This is a genomic window from Paenibacillus sp. ATY16 (assembly GCF_003399985.2).
In the GTDB taxonomy this organism is placed as follows: domain Bacteria; phylum Bacillota; class Bacilli; order Paenibacillales; family Paenibacillaceae; genus Pristimantibacillus; species Pristimantibacillus glycanilyticus.
In genome coordinates, this window is record NZ_NMOK02000040.1 from 24597 (window position 1) to 44457 (window position 19861).

Annotated in this window: 20 protein-coding genes and 1 tRNA gene; 13 read left to right on the plus strand and 8 right to left on the minus strand. The window is 51.1% G+C overall.

What is annotated here, in order from left to right; all coding sequences use genetic code 11:
• Positions 1 to 46 precede the first annotated feature (46 nt).
• Positions 47 to 1225 carry an N-acetylglucosamine-6-phosphate deacetylase gene (nagA, locus tag CFI03_RS23345; protein ID WP_248760261.1) on the minus strand — a complete coding sequence of 393 codons (1179 nt, stop codon included), beginning with the start codon at positions 1223 to 1225 and terminating at the stop codon, positions 47 to 49.
• Positions 1225 to 1950 (minus strand): glucosamine-6-phosphate deaminase, encoded by a 726-nt coding sequence (gene nagB, locus CFI03_RS23350; protein ID WP_248760263.1) that lies wholly within the window; start codon positions 1948 to 1950, stop codon positions 1225 to 1227. The genes nagA and nagB overlap by 1 nt, the downstream gene beginning before the upstream one ends.
• Positions 1951 to 2210: 260 nt before the next feature.
• Between nagB and fni the strand changes: the two genes are divergently transcribed.
• Together fni and CFI03_RS23360 are read left to right on the plus strand one after the other, a co-directional pair.
• Positions 2211 to 3281, plus strand: coding sequence for a type 2 isopentenyl-diphosphate Delta-isomerase (gene fni / locus CFI03_RS23355; protein WP_248760265.1), 1071 nt, complete (start codon positions 2211 to 2213; stop codon positions 3279 to 3281).
• Positions 3282 to 3368: 87 nt separating this feature from the next.
• Complete coding sequence (locus tag CFI03_RS23360; protein ID WP_248760267.1) at positions 3369 to 4355, plus strand: MBL fold metallo-hydrolase; 987 nt, start codon at positions 3369 to 3371, stop codon at positions 4353 to 4355.
• Positions 4356 to 4397: 42 nt separating this feature from the next.
• Here CFI03_RS23360 and CFI03_RS23365 read toward each other — a convergent pair whose 3' ends face one another.
• The 3 genes from CFI03_RS23365 to CFI03_RS23375 all read right to left on the minus strand — a co-directional run bounded on the left by CFI03_RS23365 (position 4398) and on the right by CFI03_RS23375 (position 6419).
• Positions 4398 to 5117, minus strand: coding sequence for a sulfotransferase family 2 domain-containing protein (locus tag CFI03_RS23365; RefSeq protein ID WP_248760269.1), 720 nt, complete (start codon positions 5115 to 5117; stop codon positions 4398 to 4400).
• The gene (cysC, locus tag CFI03_RS23370; RefSeq protein ID WP_248760272.1) at positions 5114 to 5749 is read right to left on the minus strand and encodes an adenylyl-sulfate kinase; all 636 of its coding nucleotides are present in this window, start codon (positions 5747 to 5749) and stop codon (positions 5114 to 5116) included. The genes CFI03_RS23365 and cysC overlap by 4 nt, the downstream gene beginning before the upstream one ends.
• A 130-nt stretch (positions 5750 to 5879) precedes the next feature.
• Positions 5880 to 6419 (minus strand): phosphatidylglycerophosphatase A family protein, encoded by a 540-nt coding sequence (locus tag CFI03_RS23375; RefSeq protein ID WP_127494665.1) that lies wholly within the window; start codon positions 6417 to 6419, stop codon positions 5880 to 5882.
• A 132-nt stretch (positions 6420 to 6551) separates the two neighbouring features.
• Here CFI03_RS23375 and CFI03_RS23380 point away from each other — a divergent pair, with 132 nt between their 5' ends.
• The 3 genes from CFI03_RS23380 to rdgB all read left to right on the plus strand — a co-directional run bounded on the left by CFI03_RS23380 (position 6552) and on the right by rdgB (position 9151).
• Positions 6552 to 7616 carry a GerMN domain-containing protein gene (locus CFI03_RS23380; protein ID WP_248760274.1) on the plus strand — a complete coding sequence of 355 codons (1065 nt, stop codon included), beginning with the start codon at positions 6552 to 6554 and terminating at the stop codon, positions 7614 to 7616.
• A gap of 160 nt (positions 7617 to 7776) precedes the next feature.
• The gene (rph, locus tag CFI03_RS23385; protein ID WP_248760277.1) at positions 7777 to 8514 is read left to right on the plus strand and encodes a ribonuclease PH; all 738 of its coding nucleotides are present in this window, start codon (positions 7777 to 7779) and stop codon (positions 8512 to 8514) included.
• 4 nt (positions 8515 to 8518) lie between these two features.
• The gene (gene rdgB, locus CFI03_RS23390; RefSeq protein ID WP_248760286.1) at positions 8519 to 9151 is read left to right on the plus strand and encodes an RdgB/HAM1 family non-canonical purine NTP pyrophosphatase; all 633 of its coding nucleotides are present in this window, start codon (positions 8519 to 8521) and stop codon (positions 9149 to 9151) included.
• A gap of 236 nt (positions 9152 to 9387) precedes the next feature.
• Here the strand turns inward: rdgB and asnB are convergent, their stop codons facing one another.
• A complete protein-coding gene (asnB, locus tag CFI03_RS23395; protein ID WP_127494657.1) occupies positions 9388 to 11232 on the minus strand; it encodes an asparagine synthase (glutamine-hydrolyzing) in 1845 nt (614 codons plus the stop codon).
• 132 nt (positions 11233 to 11364) lie between these two features.
• Between asnB and CFI03_RS23400 the strand changes: the two genes are divergently transcribed.
• Positions 11365 to 11706: a hypothetical protein gene (locus CFI03_RS23400; RefSeq protein WP_127494655.1), complete on the plus strand. Its 342-nt coding sequence runs from the start codon at positions 11365 to 11367 to the stop codon at positions 11704 to 11706.
• 164 nt (positions 11707 to 11870) lie between these two features.
• The gene (locus tag CFI03_RS23405; protein WP_127494653.1) at positions 11871 to 12476 is read left to right on the plus strand and encodes a P-loop nucleotide/nucleoside kinase family protein; all 606 of its coding nucleotides are present in this window, start codon (positions 11871 to 11873) and stop codon (positions 12474 to 12476) included.
• Between the two features lie 54 nt (positions 12477 to 12530).
• Here the strand turns inward: CFI03_RS23405 and CFI03_RS23410 are convergent, their stop codons facing one another.
• Positions 12531 to 13220 carry an NAD(P)H-dependent oxidoreductase gene (locus CFI03_RS23410; RefSeq protein ID WP_248760288.1) on the minus strand — a complete coding sequence of 230 codons (690 nt, stop codon included), beginning with the start codon at positions 13218 to 13220 and terminating at the stop codon, positions 12531 to 12533.
• A gap of 195 nt (positions 13221 to 13415) precedes the next feature.
• On the opposite strand from CFI03_RS23410, the gene CFI03_RS23415 reads away from it, so the two are divergent.
• Positions 13416 to 13817, plus strand: a complete 402-nt coding sequence (locus tag CFI03_RS23415; RefSeq protein WP_248760290.1) for a winged helix-turn-helix transcriptional regulator — start codon at positions 13416 to 13418, stop codon at positions 13815 to 13817.
• A 108-nt stretch (positions 13818 to 13925) separates the two neighbouring features.
• On the opposite strand, the gene CFI03_RS23420 is transcribed toward CFI03_RS23415, so the two are convergent.
• Positions 13926 to 14002 (minus strand) — tRNA-Arg (locus CFI03_RS23420).
• A gap of 263 nt (positions 14003 to 14265) precedes the next feature.
• Between CFI03_RS23420 and CFI03_RS23425 the strand changes: the two genes are divergently transcribed.
• The 5 genes from CFI03_RS23425 (at position 14266) to ispG (ending at position 19844) form a co-directional block, all read left to right on the plus strand.
• Positions 14266 to 15159, plus strand: a complete 894-nt coding sequence (locus tag CFI03_RS23425) for a hypothetical protein (RefSeq protein WP_248760293.1) — start codon at positions 14266 to 14268, stop codon at positions 15157 to 15159.
• Between the two features lie 88 nt (positions 15160 to 15247).
• Entirely contained in the window at positions 15248 to 16552 is a 1305-nt protein-coding gene (gene tig, locus CFI03_RS23430) for a trigger factor (protein ID WP_127494644.1), read from the plus strand.
• A 219-nt stretch (positions 16553 to 16771) separates the two neighbouring features.
• The gene (gene clpP / locus CFI03_RS23435) at positions 16772 to 17359 is read left to right on the plus strand and encodes an ATP-dependent Clp endopeptidase proteolytic subunit ClpP (protein WP_127494642.1); all 588 of its coding nucleotides are present in this window, start codon (positions 16772 to 16774) and stop codon (positions 17357 to 17359) included.
• Between the two features lie 27 nt (positions 17360 to 17386).
• A complete protein-coding gene (gene clpX, locus CFI03_RS23440) occupies positions 17387 to 18643 on the plus strand; it encodes an ATP-dependent protease ATP-binding subunit ClpX (RefSeq protein ID WP_015846009.1) in 1257 nt (418 codons plus the stop codon).
• 91 nt (positions 18644 to 18734) lie between these two features.
• A complete protein-coding gene (ispG, locus tag CFI03_RS23445; protein WP_127494641.1) occupies positions 18735 to 19844 on the plus strand; it encodes a flavodoxin-dependent (E)-4-hydroxy-3-methylbut-2-enyl-diphosphate synthase in 1110 nt (369 codons plus the stop codon).
• Positions 19845 to 19861 lie beyond the last annotated feature (17 nt).

Sequence of the window (19861 nt, forward strand, 5' to 3'; positions counted from 1 at the left end):
AAAGAGCGGTTGAAAGGGAGATCATCCCCTTCAACCGCTCTTTGTTTTACCCGACCGAGTAGACTTGTCTGCCGTTTACCCAAGTCGACCGTACTTTCCCGAAATCGGGTTCGGCAAGCACCAGGTCCGCTTGTTTGCCAACCGCGATGGAGCCGGTTCGCTCGAACAAGCCGAGCTGTCTTGCCGGGTTGGCGCTGGCATAACGGCTGATCTCATGGACGGATAACCCGGAATTCTCCAGCATGTAACGGAAAGCGTTAATCATCGTCAAGCTGCTGCCGGCCAGATTGCCTTCCTGCAGCCTTGCTACGCCATCCTTCACGATAACGGGAAGTCCGCCAAGGTCATACAAGCCATCCGGTCTTCCGGCCGCGGAGATCGCATCGGTAATAAGAATAAGCTTATCCTCCGGCTTGGAGGAAGCGAGCAGCTTGATCGCTCCCGGATGCACGTGATGGCCGTCAGCGATAAGCTCGGCGTAAATCCGGTCATCGGTCAGCACGGCGCCTACGGTGCCCGGCTCGCGGTGATGAAGCGGGCGCATGGCGTTATAAGTATGAACGGCATGCGTAAGTCCAGCTTCCGCCGCTTGCGTCATCACTTCAAAGGTTGCGTCGGTATGGCCGCATGCGACAACGACGTTATGGTCGGACAGCCATTTGATTGCGTCGATGGCGCCTTCATTCTCGGGAGCGAGCGTCAGCAGCTTGAGAATGCCAGGATAACGTGCCGTCCAATCCTCCAGCCAGTCGATACGCGGAGGCGACAGGAAGGCCGGATTTTGGGCTCCAATCCACTTGAGGCTGATAAAAGGTCCCTCCAGGTGGACGCCAAGCAGCGGAGCGTACGGCATATCTTTTTTCATATAAGCGCTGGTTGCTTGGAATACCGCTTCAATCGCTTCTTGCGAAGCTGTTACGGTTGTAGCCAGCATCCCGGTCGTGCCTTGGGAAGCATGGAACTTCGTAATCGTGTCGTAGCTTTCTTCATTGGCATCCATGAAATCTCCGCCGAATCCGCCGTGCACGTGGACATCGATAAAGCCTGGAAGCAGCCAAGCGCCTTGTCCGTCCAGAACTTGATCATAGCCCGTTGTCTCTAGCTTGCCCTCAATAACGCTAGCAATAATACCATCCTTGATGCTTACGCTGCCTTCCGTCACGCGGTCTTCCAGAACAATTTTTACGTTATGAATGAGCAGCGAATTGCCGCCTGGTTGTGTCATTATCCCAACATCCTTCCCGCCTCGCGGTCAAGAAGCACGGTTACGCGTGGATGCGTCTGGAGCAAGGATGCCGGTACCTCCGTCGTAATGGGGCCGGTCAACGCTTGTTTGACGATATCCGCTTTATCCGCGCCGCGTACCACGAGAACAATCGAATTTGCTTTCAGAATGGAGCCAACGCCCATCGTAATCGCGTATTCCGGCACTTCGTCCATGCTGGCGAAAAATCTCGCATTCGCTTCCCGCGTCTCATCCTTCAGCTTCACGACGTGGGTTTCGCCCGATAAAGCATGATCCGGCTCGTTAAAGCCGATATGGCCGTTATGGCCGATTCCGAGAAGCTGGACATCAATCTGCCGTTCCAGCAGCATGCGGTCATACTGCGCGCATTCCGCATCAAGATCCTCCGCCATGCCGTTTGGAAGAAAAGTCTGCGTATCCGGAATATCGATATGAGCGAATAAATGCTTGTTCATATAATAAGCGTAGCTTTGGTCATTATAAGGCTTCAGCCCGACATATTCGTCAAGGTTAAACGTCGTAACATCGGCAAAGGATACATCGCCTTTGCGGTATTTCTCTACCATTTTGGCATAAATGCCTACGGGTGTCGATCCTGTTGCAAGTCCTAGTACCGCGTTTGGCTTCGATTTAACGATATCGGTGAATAGCTCGGCCGCAAAGGCGTCCAGCTCTAATTGCGTGTCAAAAATCCGTACGTCCATGGAAGATGCCCCCTCAATCTCATTTGACTCTATTCTAAATTATATTATTCATTTTAACAACAAAATTGATTGTAAATTTCATTTTAATGATTGTAAACGTCAAAAATAAAGTCAGGTCTTGTCCTATCCTTGCTCCGCTCCCGATCGCTGGGTTATGATGAACAAAAGTATTCTCGCAAAGCTTAAAGCTTATGCTTAAATGCCTGTGGCCATTTAGCATACGGCGGAGGTTGGCTATACAAATAGGAGGATTGCCCTATATGACAGTAGAGCAAATATCGGGGGCAAGCGCTTCCACATCGAAACGCAAAAGCGAGCATATCCGCATTTGCCTGCAGGAGAACGTAACGGGAGAAGGAATTGAGACGGGATTTGGCCAATTTCGTTTCCGTCATAATGCCCTTCCCGAAATCGCGTTTGACGATATCAGGCTGGATACGGAATGGCTGGGGCGCCGCATGCGAACGCCCTTGCTGGTCAGTTCGATGACTGGAGGCACAAACGAAGCAGGAGCGATTAACCGGCGCCTGGCCGAAGCGGCGGAAACAAGAGGCTGGGCGATTGGCCTGGGATCAATGAGGGCCGTAATCGAACAAGAGGAGCTGGCGGCTTCCTTTTATATAAGAGATATCGCGCCATCCGTACCCGTGATCGCAAATCTGGGCGCCGTTCAGCTCAATTACGGTTATGGGGTCGATGCCTGCCGCAAGGCGGTGGAAATCGCGGAGGCAGATGCGCTTGTTCTTCATCTGAACAGCATGCAGGAAGTGTTTCAGCCTGAGGGGGATACGAACTTCCGCTCGTTGCTGCCCCGGATTGAGGAGGTGTGCCGCGCTTTGTCCGTGCCTGTGGGAGTTAAGGAAGTAGGCTGGGGAATTGACGCCGGTACGGCTGCGGCTCTTGCTTCGGCAGGCGCAGCCTTTATAGATGTAGCGGGAGCGGGCGGAACGTCCTGGAGCCAGGTGGAAAAATACCGCCAGAATGATCCGATGCGAAGACTCGCGGCCGAAGCTTTCGCCGGCTGGGGGATTCCGACCGCCGAGAGCATAAAGGAAGTTAAAAGCCGCCTTCCGAATACGACGGTCATTGCGAGCGGCGGTCTTCAGCATGGCGTAGACGCGGCGAAGTCGATTGCGCTTGGGGCCGATATTGCAGGCTTTGGACGGGCTCTTCTTCCGCGAGCGGCAAACGGAGAGACAAGGGTATCGGTCGAGCAGCTCATTGAGCAGTTCGAGCGTATTGAATTTGAGCTGCGCGCAGCCATGTTCGGAATCGGCGCCGCGACGATTACCGATCTTCAGCATACAACCCGGCTTATTCCAGCGCGGTAAGCAATTAAGTACGGGAAGTTAGGCGAATACTAGACTGTCGGTTGGGTATACGATGGTTGAATGGCGTATAGGGAGGGCACAGCATCCATGACGGTGGAGACAAAGGTGTGGGACGGCGGATGGATTCAAGCGAAAATTCCGCTTCCTTTTTCATTAAAATGGGTTAACAGCTATTTGATTCCAGAGGACGGCGGGGCATATACCGTTATTGATCCCGGTCTGCATACGGATGACGCGCTTGCGGCCTGGGAGGAGGTATTCCTTAACCATGGTTTAAGCATGGAGCAAATCAAACGCATTGTGCTTACGCACCAGCATCCGGACCATTACGGTCTTGCCGGGTATTTCCAAGAGCGGACGGGCGCGCCCGTGTATATATCGGAACGTTCCCACGGTTATACGCGTCGTTTGTGGGGAGAGAGCAGTACGTACTCGGAGGAGCTCCGCGCGCATTTCGCCATCCACGGGATGCCGGATGAGCTGACGCTCGACATTAAGAACAATCTGGACGGATTTGTCCGCCAAGTATCGCCGCAGCCTGAAGTGACCTACCTGAAAGCTGGCGGAACGATTCGGCTTGGCGGAACGGAATGGCAAATGATTGATGCCCCGGGACATGCTTTCGGGCAGCTGTGCTTCTACGAGCCCAATAAGGAAATCATTATATGCGGGGATCAGGTATTGCCCCATATCACGCCGAATATTGCTTTTAATCCGGGTGAGGAAGAGGATCCGCTCGGCTGTTTCCTAAACAGTCTGGACGAGCTGTTAGGTTACAAGGTGAAGCTGGCTTTCCCCGGCCATCGGGAGCCGTTTGACGATTTTATCAACCGGATCTTTGAAATAAAAGAGCATCATAAACGTCGGCTGAGTAAAATGTGGGATATGCTTAGGGAGCCAAGCAGTGCTTTTGAAGTATGCGAGCATCAATTTGGCGGTCATCTGAGGACGAATCCCCATAATTTGCGCTTTGCCATGTCGGAGACGATTGCCCATCTCCATTATTTGGAGAAGCGGGGGAAAGTGATTCGGACAGGTACGCCGGATACGGTCATGTTCCGGACTGCCGAATAAAGGAATAGGGAAAGGCTTCACGGTTGTGAGGCTTTTTTTATTTTAACTTCTGGCCGCTCTTAAATAGGCTTTGAGCTGATTCGTTTGTTCGGATGACAAGTCCAATACGCTTTCGTTAAATCGGTTGCAGGCATGCTCATACAGCTTCCGGTCAATCTCGTTTTTTAGAATGGCGTTTTTGATGGCATCGCTGGATAAGGTGCTGTATGCCGGGCGGTTAGGCGTTACATTGACTTTAGGATAATACTGCGGTTTCCAGTTCATGATTTGCGCAAGCAGAAATAACGAAATGTCATATTGCTCCGCAAGGCCGACAAAAGCAAAATGTTTGTCTAGATGAGAGCGGGCTTTTTTGAAACTTGGATACGGGTTATTGATTTCGCCCGTTATCATCCTGGCTTGAAGATTGCAGTACTCGGCATCGTAGTAAGGGTTAAGAACATACTCCTCGAAGGTAAGCTCTTTATCATAAGAGACTTCGTATGCAGGATTTTTATACTTGAAGTAAAAATGGGAGAGGGTCCGTTCGAGAGGATGGCGAAGCATCGTAATATACCGGTAAGGCCGCTTCGTAAAATGATGAATGCCGTAAATGAAATGTCCGCATAAGGCATCCGCGTCGATAAGCTCCTCGTTTAATTGAATGCCGTCCGTCAGCGTATGGAAATGAACGGTGTTCGGACAATTATCGGTGATCACCTGGGTAAAAGAGGAGCCGGCCGTTTTCGGAATATGCAAATAAAATAGCAGCTCGTTTGTCATGGTTCCATCTCTTTTTCGAGGCTTGGGCGGCCAAGCAGCCGGTTCCGAATGTAGGCCATCGTTTCGATAACCGATTCGGCTACGGAGCGTTCATCCGTCTTGAGTACAAGCTCTGCCTGAAGGGGCGGTTCGTAAGGGGCAGAAAGGCCGGTAAAATGTTTGATTTCCCCGGATCGTGCTTTTTTGTGCAAGCCTTTCGGATCTCGGCGCTCGCATTCCTCAAACGTGCATTGCACGTATACCTCAATAAAATCGCCCGGTTCACACGCTGCGCGTACGTTGTCCCGGTCTTGTCTGTAAGGGGAGATCGCGGCTACTATCGTTATCATGCCGGCATCGGCAAGCAGCTTCGCTATTTCGCCAATCCTGCGGATATTCTCCGACCGATCCTCCGGACCAAAGCCCAGATCCCGGTTTATTCCGTGCCGGAGATTGTCGCCGTCCAAAATATAGGTGCGGCAGTGCTGTTTATGCAGTTCATTCTCTATAGCCGCAGCTAAAGTGGATTTGCCGGAACCGGACAGGCCGGTCAGCCAAAGGATACAGCTCCGGTGACCATTCAGTCGCTCTCTGTCTTCTCGGGTTATTAAGGAGGTATGCCATTTGATATGTCTCTCATTCCTCTCTTTCATTCTTGCTGGCCACTCCTCTCGCATTTTGCTTTTACTACTAAACTATTCCAGATTATAGAAAAGGTTCGGAGAGGAGCTGCATCATAGAAAAAGCTGTCCTGCAATGCAGGACAGCTTTTTTCGCCAGTTTCTATTCCTTTAATCTTTCCGCTTCTTCTTCGCGCCCCGCTTGCTTGCGGTGAGCCAGACGGCTTGCGGCTGCAGCGGCAATTGCTCCAACGATATCATCCAGGAAAGTATGGATTTGACCGTCGTTCTTGTCATTCAGCTTTTTCAGAATACCCGGCTTCAGCTTATCGATATAGCCAAAGTTAGTAAACCCGATGCTGCCGTATACGTTAACGATGGAAAGAGCCAATATTTCATCGCATCCGTACAGGCCTTCGTCATTTCGGACCATCTCTTGCAGCGGAGCCATCAGCTTGCCTTCTTCCGCCAGAAGATCGAGCTGGATGCCGGTTAATACGGCATTCTGCACTTCTCTTTTGGACAGAACGGCTTCCACGTTAGCGATGCACTCGTCCAGCGTCAGTTCGGGATAATAATCCTTCTGAAGAAAATGCACGAGCTGTGCAATAGATGTTTTGGATACCCCGCGTTTGTCGAGCCATTCATTGGTGGCTTCCGCGACTTCGCGGCTGTTTAAGCTGTAAGTGACTTGTTTGAACAATTTCGTTAACCCCCTCAGATTTTGTGGACAAAACTGGTCTAAAAAAGGGAAGGGCTCGTATACATAGTACTACAAATCAACAAATGTACAAAGTCGCCGAACAGGCAATACACTATTTGGGAGGAAATTTCAATGACTCAAACAAGATGGATTCGCCGTGCAGCAATTTGCGGTGTGCTGGTTTTTCCCATTCTTGCAACAGGATGCGGCTTGATTTCGCAGGATGCGAAAGGAGAAATCGACCCGCCGCAGCAAACCGCATCAACAGGTAACGTAGATGGCACAAATACGGGACAGGCTGTTATGCCTGGACAAGATGAAGACTCCAACCTGACCGTGTATCTGGAAGACCGCAACGGTTACCTCGCTCCGGTGTCGCTGAAAGCTCCGCTTACGCAGAATGCGGTAGAGGAAGCCGGCAAGAAAGCTCTCGAAATTATGGTGGACGGGGGAAGCTTCGCAAGCCAGCTACCGGAAGATTTCCGTGCGGTACTGCCGAAAGGCACGGAAGTGAAGTCGCTTCACATCGATCAAAAAACGCAAATCGCTACGGTTGAATTCGGCGGAACGTTTACGGATTACCCTGCAACGGACGAGCGTACAATCGTTGAAGCCATTACTTGGACACTGACGGCAATGGGAGCAAAAGGCGTTGAAGTGTGGTATGACGGCGCGAAGCTGCCGGAAATGCCGCAGGGCGGCTTCCCGCTTGACGAGCCGCTTACGCGTTCCGTAGGGATCAACCTTGAGGCTGCTGACGGAGTCAACTATTTGAACTCCACGCCGGTAACTCTCTACTTCTCGTCGCAAACCGCCAATGACGAACAGTATTATGTCCCAGTTACGCGTTTGATTAACCGTACCGACGAGTCCTCCGCGCAAGCGGCTATGGAGCAGCTTATTACCGGCCCGCTGAACGCCAAGAATCTGACGGCGGTTCTTACTAACGATGTTGAAGTGAACAGCATCAAACAGAAGGATGATACGGTGACGGTAGATCTGAAGGATCAGGCTTTTGAGACGGGTCTCCCTGCTCCGGCCGAGATGCTCGAAGCGATCGTCCTGTCGATTACGGAGAACACTGGTGCCGCGCAAGTTCAAATTACGATGAACGGCCAGACGGTAACCGACGAGAATAACGTAGATTACAGCAAGCCGGTATCCCGTCCTCATCATGTCAATGCGATAAAAAGCTAAGAAACCATCTACTTTAAAAGCAGTCCCGTACTGGTCGCTCAGACCGGTCGGGACTGTTTTTTGTCGGAAAAGATGCTTTTCGCAGGCTGCTTTGGTAAAATAGGAAAGATTGCATAGCCAGTACATAAGCAAAAGCGAATGATTCAGGAGGAACCTAAGAATGCGGACAGACGGTCGGCAACCGAACCAGCTTCGGCCCGTTACGATAACGACAGGAGTTAACAAATATGCGGAAGGCTCCGTTCTGATTGAGGTAGGCGAGACAAAGGTCATTTGTACCGCCAGCGTTGAAGAGCGGGTTCCGCCTTTCATGAAGGGACAAGGCAAGGGCTGGATTACGGCCGAATATTCGATGCTGCCGCGAGCTACCCATACCCGTAATCATCGGGAGTCGGCAAAAGGGAAGCTGTCGGGCCGTACGATGGAAATTCAGCGTCTGATCGGACGAGCGCTTCGCTCTGTCGTGGATTTGCAGGCGCTGGGCGAACGGACGATTACCCTGGACTGCGATGTTATCCAGGCGGATGGCGGTACGCGCACAACGTCGATTACGGGCGCTTTCGTAGCGCTATGTCTCGCCGTTAACAAGCTGTCGAAAACAACGCAGTTTGCCAAATATCCGATTACGGCTTTTCTCGCCTCGGTTAGCGTTGGCGTTATTCAGGAGCGCGAGCTGCTGGATCTGAACTACGACGAGGATTCCAAAGCGAAGGTCGACATGAATGTGGTCATGACCGGAGAAGGCAAATTCGTCGAGCTGCAGGGCACGGGCGAAGACTCGCCGTTCTCGCGAGAAGAGCTGAACAAGCTGCTCGAGCTGGCGGAAGGCGGGATCGAGGAATTGATCGAGAAGCAGCGTTCGGTATTGGGAGAGATCGCGGACCGGATCGGAGGGTAACGAAATGGCTCAGCCTATATTGATCGCAACGAAAAACGAAGGCAAGGTTAGGGAATTCGCCCATGCTTTCGCGAAGCTTGGCCGGACGGTTGTCAGCCTGAACGAATATCCCGATTTCCCGAATATCGTGGAAGATGGCGATACGTTCTCCGCCAATGCCCGGATTAAAGCGAAAGCGGCAGGAGACGCGTTTCACGTCCCCGTGCTCGCCGATGATTCCGGCTTGCGGGTAAAGGCGCTTGATGGAGCGCCGGGAGTTTATTCGGCTCGGTACTCAGGAGAAGGCGCTACGGATGCTTCGAATAACGTCAAGCTGCTGGAAGAGCTGAAGCGCCTGAATGCGCCGGATACGGCCGAACCTCTTGCGGACGGCACGCGGCTGTTAAGCCCCGCGCAATTCGTCTGCGTGCTTGCCTTATACGATCCGGCAACCGGCGAGTTTATCGAGACGGAAGGCACGGTTGACGGCTATATTGCCGAACGGCCTCGTGGGGAAGGCGGATTCGGTTACGATCCGTTATTCTGGCTTCCTCAGCTTAACCGCTCGATGGCGGAGCTGTCCAAGGAAGAGAAGCAGGGGATCAGCCATCGCGGCAATGCTCTCGCTAAGCTGATCGAAAAGCTTTCCAATAAGTAACCATGAAAAAACGTCACCGGTTTAATCCGGTGACGTTTTTTCTCTCTCTTTTAAGGTTTGGTGAGCGGAGCGATCGAATGATTCTGGAGAAACAGGGTATATGCTTACGAAGTAGCTTTCTTGCAGAAAGCTTTTAAGTGTTCGCTTTTGTGAGGGGATTCCTACCTCTATTCCATTTAATCAGAGGAATCCACGAGCAATGGCGATCGGAAGAACATTCGAATGCGCAGCGATTATCACTTCACGCTAACTCCATACTCCTTCAGCCAAGTATTCACCTGATACAAATAAGCAAACAGCTGCGGTCCGGACATCAGCTGACCAAACCACGGTATATTCGATTTTGCCGAATCCGACTCGGCGAGCTCTCTGATCTTGCTTGCATTAATGAGCGGGAGCAGCGGAGAGGAAGGATCGTTTAATATATCCAATACAAGGCCTTTGACGGCCGCGAGATAATTCGGATTATGCGTTTTCGGATACGGGCTTTTCTTGCGCGTCAGCACGTCTTCGGGCAGCACGCCGCGTAACGCCCGGCGAAGGATACCCTTCTCGCGGTCGCCGGCCGTTTTGATTTCCCAAGGGATATTCCAGACATACTGCACGAGCCTGTGATCGCAGAACGGCACCCGCACCTCCAGCCCGGCGGCCATGCTCATCCGGTCCTTGCGATCGAGCAGAGTAGGCATGAAGCGGGTAATGTTCAGGTACGACATTTTGCGCATTTTTCGTACCGTCTCGGACTCCCCGTCCAGATGAGGCACCTCGGCAATCGCCTGCGCATAACGGTCGTTGATATAATCAATCGGCTTGATCCATGCCGCAACATCCGGCGCAAGAAGATCGGCCCGCATCGAAGAAGCAAGGGACCAAGGGAACGTATTGGCGCTTAGCGCTTCTTCGCGGTGGAACCACGGATAACCGCCGAAGATTTCGTCCGCCGCTTCACCGGAAATCGCAACGGTGGCCCCCTTTTTAATCTCGCGGCAGAACAGCAGGAGGGAGGCGTCGACGTCTGCCATGCCCGGCAAATCGCGTGCCAGCGTTGCATCGCGCAGCGCGCCAACCAGCTCCGGCGTATCGAACTGGATGGGATGATGGATCGTATCCAGATGGGAAACCATGCGCTCAATCCAAGGAGCGTCGCTGTTCGGCTGGAAGGCATGCGCCTTGAAATGCTTGTCGTTATCCCGGTAATCAACGGAATACGTGTTTACATTGCCTTGGCCGGTCTGCTCGTAATAACGCACGGCTAACGCGGTTAAGGCGCTGGAGTCGAGACCTCCGGAGAGCAGCGTCCCAACCGGCACGTCCGATACCAGCTGGCGTTCGGTAGTATCCTTCAAGAGCTCGCCTACATGCTCGGCGGTCGCTTCCACATCTTCTTCGTGTGGGATAGTCTCAAGGCTCCAATATTTCGTCTTGCGGACGCCGGAGCGGGTAACCGTCATGCATTGCCCGGGCAGCAGCTCCGTAATGTCTTTGTAGATCCCTTGGCCCGGCGTGCGGGCAGGACCGATGATAAAGATTTCCGCCAACCCTTCGGCCCCTACTTCGGCTTTGACAGCCGGATGGGCCAGAATGGCTTTTGGCTCGGAACCAAAAATAAAAAGTCCATCCGCAAAGCTGATGAACAACGGTTTGACGCCTAGTCTGTCGCGGGCCAGGAACATCTCCTGTTCGGTAACATCCCAAATTGCAAAGGCAAAAATGCCGTTGAACCGTTCGACGCAGGCCTTGCCCCATTCCATGTAAGACACCAGAAGAACTTCCGTATCGCAGTGGGTCGTAAAGGTTCTGCCGCGGTCCTCCAGCTCTTTCCTCAGCTCAAGCGCGTTGTAAAGCTCGCCGTTATAGACAACGACATATGTGTCATCGCCCGAGCGCCGAATCATCGGCTGAGCGCCATTCTCGGGATCAATAACGCTAAGCCTTCGGTGGCCAAGCGCGCAGTGGGATGAAATCCATGTACCCGACGCATCAGGTCCGCGCAGCGCTAATGTCTCGGTCATTTTGATCAGGCTGCTGCTGTCCTGGGTTAAATCCCGGGTCCAATCGATCCAGCCGGTTATTCCACACATAATCTCATTCCTCTCTTCTGCTGGACTCCTGTAGCGATAATATCCGTTATATGCGGAAAAAAGGGATAAAATGTCTGTCCGCCGGGGGATGCTAAAAGAGCATGTTTGTGAAAAGGAGCTGAGTATTCACCTATGTCAGGCGATGAGCGTAAAAAATATTATGTCTCGGTCCAGGCCGGGCAAATTTTGCGGGATCAGGGAGCGGCCTCCTACGAGCTGGAGGTTTTGGCAAACGATGAGGAATTTAATCAGCTGCAGGTGATGTTCGAGGATTTATCCAGCATGGATGAGGCGATAACCGGGCATTACAATTACGCGGTGGGAACGCTGCAGGACCTTCCAAGCGACAAACGGATGAATGCGGGGTACGATGCCATTCTCCGCGATATTTATCTGTTTATACACGAGCATGGAACCGAGACGACCAGGAAGCACGTAGAGGCGATGGGAATTTTGGATCCGGGCCGTCTATAAAATAGACCAACAAGGGATAATGACGCTCTCAGGAGAACATTATCCTTTTTTTGTAAGGGGAATGTCCGAAACTGACGGATTTTGTTACCTTTGTGATACCTTTATTGGGCAAGGAGTGGTACAATGGAAGGATAAAACTAGTATTAAGTTGGAGGCATCAAGCATTGCAAAAGTTAGTGTTTTTCGTAGGTGTGGCAGGCACAGGCAAGACAACCGTAGCCAGAAAAATTTCGGAGCGCATTCCGGCTGCTTTTCTGGACCGCGATACGGTAGGGGGACGTTTCGTTGAGGCGATGCTGGAACGCAACGGGCTCGACAAGAACGACCGGGATTCGGATTTCTACAAACAAAACCTTCGCGATTTGGAATACGACACAACCAAAGATATTTGCATCGAGAATTTAGCTGCCGGACAAAATGTGTTTATGATCTCTCCCTTTACGGCAGAGCTTAAAAATAATGCTTGGATCGAGGAAGTCATCTCGGGTGCGGGCCTGACGAGAGAGCAAGTGGACGTAAAAGTAATCGTGGTTACGCTGGAGAACATTGAGCTTCAGAAGAACCGCATTATCGGGCGCCAGACCGAACGCGACCAATGGAAGCTGGACAACTGGTCGCATTTCGAGAAACGCGTAGCCTTTGTGCCGGATATTCATTGGGATATCCCGCAATCTTCCATTCTTGTTTACGACAACAGCTGCGAAATGACGGACGAGCATGTAGAGACGCTTTATCAATTTGTTGCGAGCAAATCCGCAGCTACCGTATAAATCAACCAGAGACCCGCAGGCGCCTTGCAGAATAAGGCGCTGCGGGTCTCTTTCTCAATGCACCCACTCGACAACTTCATCTAAAGGACGCCGGGTTTGCGGATGTTTCGGCTCCGCAGCGCGGTATCCGAAAGTTACCATGACCGACAGGTCGTAAACTTCCTCGTCCAGGATGCCCGCATCCTTCAAAATAGCCGTAACCTTTTCTTTGTTGTATCCTTCCATCGGGCATGAATCGATGCCGATTTGCGCAGCGGCCGTCATCATGTTGGCAAGCGGAATATACGTTTGCTTGGATGCCCAGTCAATCAGCGTTCTTTCGTTATCAAGGATGCGAATATCATTCTCTTGGAAGTTCTTGTACGCCGAGGGAATGTGCTTGAATGCCTCATCCGACAAGCCCTTGATATTCTTGTAAATGTACTCGACGTATTTGGAATCGTATCTTACATCCTTGCGGGCAAGAAGAATGACGAAGTGGCTTGCGGTAGGGAGCTGTCCTTGTCCGCCGAAAGAAACTTCGCGGATCTTCATCCGGAGCTCTTCGTTCTGAACGACGAGGAATTTCCATCCCTCAAACCCGACGGAACTCGGAGATAGTCTTCCCGTTTCCAATATAAACCGAAAATCCTCGTCGGAGATTTTCCGGTCGGGATCAAATTGCTTCGTGGCATGCCGGAATGCGTATGCATCCAAAATTTCTTTCTTTTTTTGCGCAGTATTCACGATTTGTACGTTATTCATTATTAGTGCCTTCCTTCCATGTATCCGGTTATTGATCAACGCGTTGATAAATCAGATCTTACATTCCCGTATGCATGGCAACAAGTACGCACATTTTTGTAGGATAATATCAATATTGTGTGATAGTATTAAAAAAGATACTAAAGGATTGGCAAGGAAAAACAGCTTATAGTTTCAAAGCGAAGGAGTTTAATCATGGACAATAAAACGGATATCATTAATTTCGGTTGCCCGGTTACCGTTACGGTAGACGTCATCGGCGGCAAGTGGAAAGGCGTTATTCTGTACCATTTGACGGAAGGGCCTAAACGCTTTAACGAGCTGCGCAGACTCTTTCCCCGGATCACGCAGCGCATGCTTACGCTGCAATTGAGGGAACTGGAAAGCGACGGCGTCATCCACAGGGAAATTTACAAGGAGATACCGCCAAGGGTGGAATACTCGCTAACCGAGTTTGGCGAATCGTTAAGGCCGCTTATCGTACTGATGAGGGACTGGGGCGTGACCCATGAGAAAACCGTTCTGACCAATCGTGAAACCAACAACGTAATGATCAGGAATAGCGAGTCCATTAGCAGCTGCGGGGTTGAAGCGTAACGGAATTACGGCTTGCGGGGAATTCCTTGGGATGTGTCCGAAAACAACGCAAAAAACCCGCAATCCCTTGATGAACAAGGAATTGCGGGTTATTAACAGGCATAAAAATGGCGTCCCAGGAGGGATTCGAACCCCCGACCGCACGCTTAGAAGGCGTGTGCTCTATCCGGCTGAGCTACTGGGACACGTAAGAATGAGTATAGCATGTAGTTGATAAACTTGGCAAGCGGTTTTTTTTAAAAAGTCTTAAACCGTACCCGAATCAAATTCGCTTGGTAAATATAGCATAGGCGCGAATAGAAAATCAAGACTAAAGGGAAGTAAGTTTTTATATTTATAGGTTCCGTGATATAATCGAACGCAAGCAATAGGCAGACGAATGATGCGGTTTGACCGATAAGGCGGTGATACCATAACTACACCAGACAACGTATATTTATTTCCGAAGATGCTGGATCATTATCAAATTCAGCTCACGCGCATGCTGGAATCCGAGCAATACGGCGAAGCCAAAAACCTGCTCCGTTTCCTGCTGCAGTGCCGCGGCGAGGATGAACGGCATTACGAGGAATGGGGCAGCCTCCTTACCTGGCTGGAAATGGCCTTTCCGGGCTCCGAAGGCGCCGGTACGCCAAGCGGCGCGGACGAGGAAGTGGGAGAGAGCGAAGAGAGCTTCCGGGAGCAGCTCCTGAACCCGCCGGAGCAGGATGAGGCTTATATTAAGCAAGTGCTCTATATTATGGAGCATCATCCGATGATCGACCAGCAGATCCTGGCGCTGGAACGCGCGGCATACATACACTCGCCGGAAGTGGACCAGGTTATGCTGGACTGGCTTACGGGCTTGGACGGCAAGACCATTCACCCGGTTGTGCAATTCAAGGCTTTGCAATGCTTGAAGAAGCGGGAGATATCGGGAATTGTCATGCTTGACCGGATGGGCGAGAAGGTGGAGCTTGACATAGAGGCGACGCCGCTGGCGCTCGATGATTTTCCGCAGCCCGTCATCCGGATTCTGGAGCGGGTGGAAGCCGTGACGGAAGCGGACGATCCGACTCTTCCTCATTTTGCCAGGGAACTGTGGAAGGAAAGTCTCCAATTTCTGTATGGAACTTCGGCCTACCAGTGGATGCAGAGAGAGGACGACGAGACGGTCGACAGCTATGCGGCCGCGCTCCATTTAACCTTGCTGCTCACGGTTTACGGCTCCGCGAACGATGACGATATCCGCGAGGCTTACGGCATAACCGAACCATTGAGGTTCCGTTACGAGCAGGCATGCAGGACTCTTCGGCAGGTAGCTGCCATGCAGCAATCTACCGAAGATGATCATCAGCCTTGAAATGATGGCCAAGGTTGATTATAATAGAGTGGTTTATGAAGCGAATACTAATTGGCGTGATGCGTAATTTTGGAGGGGAAAGCATAAAATGAAAGCAACTTGGGAAAAAATAGACAAGAACCTCGTGTCGATCGACGTTGAGGTTGATGCTGAGAAAGTCGCTGCAGCACTTGATCAAGCATTTAAGAAAGTCGTTCAAAAGGTAAACGTACCTGGCTTCCGCAAAGGTAAAGTGCCTCGTGGAATGTTCGAATCCCGTTTCGGCGTGGAAAGCCTGTACCAGGATGCAATCGACATCCTGCTGCCGCAAGCTTACGAAGAAGCAGTTAAAGTGACGGAACAACGTCCTGTTGACCGTCCGGAAATCGACGTTGAACAATTCGCCAAAGGCCAATCGTTCAAATTCAAAGCTAAAGTTATCGTTCGCCCTGAAGTCACTCTCGGCGAGTACAAAGGTCTGGAAGTTCCATCCTTTGAAGCGACGGTTAGCGACGAAGAAGTTAACGCTGAACTGGAGCGCCTGCAACAACGCCACGCTGAGCTGACTGTTGTTGAAGAAGGTGCTGCTCAAAACGGCGACATCGCTGTAATCGACTTCGACGGTTATGTAGACGGCGAAGCATTCGACGGCGGCAAAGCGGAAAACTACTCCCTTGAACTGGGTTCCAACTCGTTCATCCCAGGCTTCGAAGATCAAGTTGTTGGCATGCAAACAGGCGACTTCAAGGATGTTGAAGTAACATTCCCTGAAAGCTACCATGCTGAGAACCTGGCTGGCAAACCAGCTGTGTTCAAAGTAAAACTGCATGAAATCAAACGCAAAAACCTGCCGGCTCTCGACGATGAGTTCGCAAAAGACATCAGCGAATTCGATACTCTTGAAGAGTACAAGCAGGATCTTGTCTCCAAGCTGAAAGAAAACAAAGAAGGCGAAGCGGAACGCAACCTTCAAAACGCTGTAATCGAAAAAGCGGCTGAAGCTGCCGAAGTAGAAGTACCGCAACCAATGATCAACACTGAAGTTGACTTTATGCTCCGCGATTTCGAGAACCGTCTTCGCATGCAAGGCATGAATATCGACCTGTACTACCAGTTCTCCGGCCAAAGCGAGCAAGTTCTGCGCGACCAAATGAAAGAAGACGCAGAAAAACGCGTTCGCAACAACCTGGTTCTGAATGCAATCGCTAAAGCGGAAAACATTCAGGTTTCCGAAGAAGACGTAAACGAAGAGCTCGAATCCCTGTCGAAAGCTTACAACCGTCCTGCGGCTGAGCTTCGCGACATCTTCGAGAAAAACGGTCAAATCGACAGCTTGAAAGAAGACATCGAGCTTCGCAAAACGATTGAATTCCTCGTTGAAAACAGCAAAACAGCAGAAGTTGCTGGAGCGTAATAGATCAATTGAATAAATAGGAAAAAAGGCACGTCATCGTCAGATACGTGCCTTCTTTTCACCCTACATAATGCAAGAGCCTTACCTGAAGAATGATCTTCAGTACATATCGAGCGATGCTCACCGTATACTGTATTATGGAAAAATGACATTGATCATTTGACGTGATACAATAGAAAACATGAACCAAAAAGCCATAATAGAAAAGAGGTTGGTCGCATGAATCTGGTACCTATCGTAGTAGAACAAACGAATCGCGGAGAACGGTCTTACGATATTTACTCGCGCTTGCTCAAGGACAGAATCATTTTTCTCGGGAGCGCTATCGATGATGACGTAGCAAACTCTGTTATCGCACAGCTGCTTTTTCTGGCGGCCGACGACCCGGAGAAAGACATCCACTTGTACATTAATTCGCCTGGCGGATCGGTAACGGCCGGCATGGCGATCTATGATACAATGCAATATATTAAGCCTGACGTATCCACGATTTGCATGGGCATGGCGGCAAGCATGGGCTCGCTGCTCCTTACTGCAGGCGCGAAAGGCAAACGCTTCGCCCTTCCGAATGCGGAAGTTATGATTCATCAGCCGCTTGGCGGCGTTCGCGGCCAGGCATCGGATATTAAAATCCACGCGGACTGGATCCTGAAGACGAAGCAAAAGCTGAATCAAATCTATGTGGAGCGTACCGGTCAGCCTTACGAGAAGATCGACCGCGATACGGACCGCGATAATTTCATGAGCGCGGAAGACGCTCTGAATTACGGTTTGATTGACAAAGTAATAACGACTCCGGTATCCTAAGGATTTAATCGAAGGGGTGAATATGGCATGTTTAAATTCAATGATGAGAAGGGCCAGCTGAAATGCTCGTTCTGCGGAAAATCCCAGGAGCAAGTACGTAAACTGGTCGCCGGTCCCGGCGTTTATATATGCGACGAATGCATCGAGCTCTGCACGGAAATCGTGGAAGAGGAGCTTGGGCATGAGGAAGAGCTTGATCTGAAGGATATTCCGAAACCAAAGGATATCCGCGCTATTCTTGATTCGTACGTAATCGGTCAGGAATTTGCGAAGAAATCCCTTTCCGTTGCGGTATACAACCACTACAAACGGATCAACTCGCAAAGCAAGATTGAAGACGTTGAGCTTCAAAAATCCAACATCCTGCTTGTAGGTCCTACAGGTTCGGGTAAAACGCTGCTTGCCCAAACAATGGCAAAAATTCTGAACGTACCGTTCGCGATTGCGGATGCAACTTCGCTCACGGAAGCCGGTTATGTCGGCGAAGACGTAGAGAACATTTTGCTGAAGCTCATTCAAGCTGCGGATTACGATGTAGAGAAGGCCGAGCGCGGCATTATCTATATCGATGAGATTGATAAAGTAGCGCGCAAATCCGAGAATCCGTCGATTACTCGCGACGTTTCCGGTGAAGGCGTGCAGCAAGCATTGCTCAAAATCCTCGAAGGCACGGTTGCATCCGTTCCACCGCAAGGCGGACGCAAGCACCCGCACCAAGAGTTTATTCAAATCGATACAACGAACATCCTGTTTATTTGCGGCGGCGCATTTGACGGTCTGGAATCGTTGATCAAACGCCGGATCGGCAAAAAAGTGATCGGTTTCAGCTCGACCGGCGAAGTTCAAAAGGACCTGAAGCCGGGCGAATACCTGTCCATGGTTCTGCCGGAAGACTTGCTTAAATTTGGCTTGATCCCAGAGTTCGTAGGCCGTCTGCCGGTTATTTCGACTTTGGAGCCGCTTGATGAAGCAGCCCTGATGCGTATTTTGTCCGAGCCGAAGAATGCTTTGGTGAAGCAATACCAGAAGCTGCTCGAGATGGATAACGTGAAGCTGGACTTTGAACCTGCCGCTCTGGAAGCAATCGCTAAAGAAGCGATCAAACGGAACACGGGCGCCCGCGGCTTGCGTGCCATTATCGAGGGCATTATGCTTGAAGTGATGTACGAAGTCCCTTCGCGCGACGACGTGAGCACTTGTCTCATTACGGAGAAAAACGTAAAAGACAAAATCATGCCGGAGCTGACTGCTAAAAAGGGCAAGAAGAAGGAAGAAAGCGCCTAAGTTCATTACCGTCATTGCCTCCACCCTTTGGCTGCGGATTTTTTCGCTCGTCAAAGGGTGGACTTTTGACGTTCATGGGAGAGATCATTTTATGTATTTGCGCAAGGATACTGTGCCGGTCAAAGTCGGCAACCTGACGATTGGCGGCAGCAATGAAGTCATCATTCAGAGTATGTGTACAACAAAAACGGCTGATGTAGAGGCTACAGTAGCCGAGATCCTGCGTCTGGAAGAAGCGGGCTGCCAGATTGTGCGGGTTACCGTCAACAATAAGGAAGCAGCCGATGCGATTAAGGAAATTAAAAAACGGATTCATATTCCTCTTGTTGCCGATATTCATTTCGACTACCGTCTTGCCCTTCAGGCGATCGAGAACGGCATTGATAAGGTCCGGATCAACCCGGGCAACATCGGCCGTCGCGAGAAGATTGAAGCTGTCGTGAAGGCCTGCAAGGAACGGGGCATTCCGATCCGAATCGGCGTTAATGCCGGCTCGCTTGAGAACCATTTGCTAGAGAAATACGGCTACCCTACGCCGGAGGCGATGGTGGAGAGCGCGCTCTTCCATATCGGCATTCTGGAGGAGCTGGATTTCCATGATATTATCGTATCGCTGAAGGCGTCCGACGTACCGATGGCGATTGCGGCTTACAGCATGGCTGCGGAGAAAATCAAGTATCCGCTGCATCTTGGCATTACCGAAGCCGGTACGCTTCATTCCGGTACCATCAAGAGCTCTGCTGGCATTGGCGCATTGCTCGCGATGGGGATCGGCAATACGGTTCGCATTAGCTTGAGCGCGGATCCGGTGGAAGAGGTGAAAGTTGCCCGCGAGCTGCTCAAGACCTTTGGTCTGATTACGAACGCGGCAACCCTTATTTCCTGTCCGACTTGCGGACGCCTCGATATCGATCTCTTCTCGATCGCCAACGAAGTGGAAGAGTATATCTCCAAGGTGAAGGTGCCAATCAAGGTATCCGTTCTTGGTTGCGCGGTTAACGGCCCGGGCGAAGCTCGCGAGGCGGATATCGGCATTGCCGGTGCACGAGGCGAAGGCATGTTGTTCCGTTACGGAGAAATGATCCGCAAAGTGCCGGAAGCAGAGCTTCTTAACGAGCTTAAGAAAGAAATCGACGAGATCGTACGCGTATTCGAAGCGACTGGCGAAATTCCGGGACGCAAAAATCATGCGCATGCATAACGAACTCTCTGCCATCT

Coding starts and splice junctions, on each gene's coding strand:
- nagA (WP_248760261.1), bottom strand. CDS start 1,225: ATGACACAACCAGGCGGCAATTCGCTGCTCATTCATAACGTAAAAATT.
- CFI03_RS23360 (WP_248760267.1), top strand. CDS start 3,369: ATGACGGTGGAGACAAAGGTGTGGGACGGCGGATGGATTCAAGCGAAA.
- rph (WP_248760277.1), top strand. CDS start 7,777: ATGCGGACAGACGGTCGGCAACCGAACCAGCTTCGGCCCGTTACGATA.
- clpP (WP_127494642.1), top strand. CDS start 16,772: ATGAATCTGGTACCTATCGTAGTAGAACAAACGAATCGCGGAGAACGG.
- asnB (WP_127494657.1), bottom strand. CDS start 11,232: ATGTGTGGAATAACCGGCTGGATCGATTGGACCCGGGATTTAACCCAG.
- cysC (WP_248760272.1), bottom strand. CDS start 5,749: ATGAAAGAGAGGAATGAGAGACATATCAAATGGCATACCTCCTTAATA.
- tig (WP_127494644.1), top strand. CDS start 15,248: ATGAAAGCAACTTGGGAAAAAATAGACAAGAACCTCGTGTCGATCGAC.
- fni (WP_248760265.1), top strand. CDS start 2,211: ATGACAGTAGAGCAAATATCGGGGGCAAGCGCTTCCACATCGAAACGC.
- CFI03_RS23425 (WP_248760293.1), top strand. CDS start 14,266: ATGCTGGATCATTATCAAATTCAGCTCACGCGCATGCTGGAATCCGAG.
- CFI03_RS23415 (WP_248760290.1), top strand. CDS start 13,416: ATGGACAATAAAACGGATATCATTAATTTCGGTTGCCCGGTTACCGTT.
- CFI03_RS23365 (WP_248760269.1), bottom strand. CDS start 5,117: ATGACAAACGAGCTGCTATTTTATTTGCATATTCCGAAAACGGCCGGC.
- nagB (WP_248760263.1), bottom strand. CDS start 1,950: ATGGACGTACGGATTTTTGACACGCAATTAGAGCTGGACGCCTTTGCG.
- clpX (WP_015846009.1), top strand. CDS start 17,387: ATGTTTAAATTCAATGATGAGAAGGGCCAGCTGAAATGCTCGTTCTGC.
- rdgB (WP_248760286.1), top strand. CDS start 8,519: ATGGCTCAGCCTATATTGATCGCAACGAAAAACGAAGGCAAGGTTAGG.
- ispG (WP_127494641.1), top strand. CDS start 18,735: ATGTATTTGCGCAAGGATACTGTGCCGGTCAAAGTCGGCAACCTGACG.
- CFI03_RS23410 (WP_248760288.1), bottom strand. CDS start 13,220: ATGAATAACGTACAAATCGTGAATACTGCGCAAAAAAAGAAAGAAATT.
- CFI03_RS23400 (WP_127494655.1), top strand. CDS start 11,365: ATGTCAGGCGATGAGCGTAAAAAATATTATGTCTCGGTCCAGGCCGGG.
- CFI03_RS23380 (WP_248760274.1), top strand. CDS start 6,552: ATGACTCAAACAAGATGGATTCGCCGTGCAGCAATTTGCGGTGTGCTG.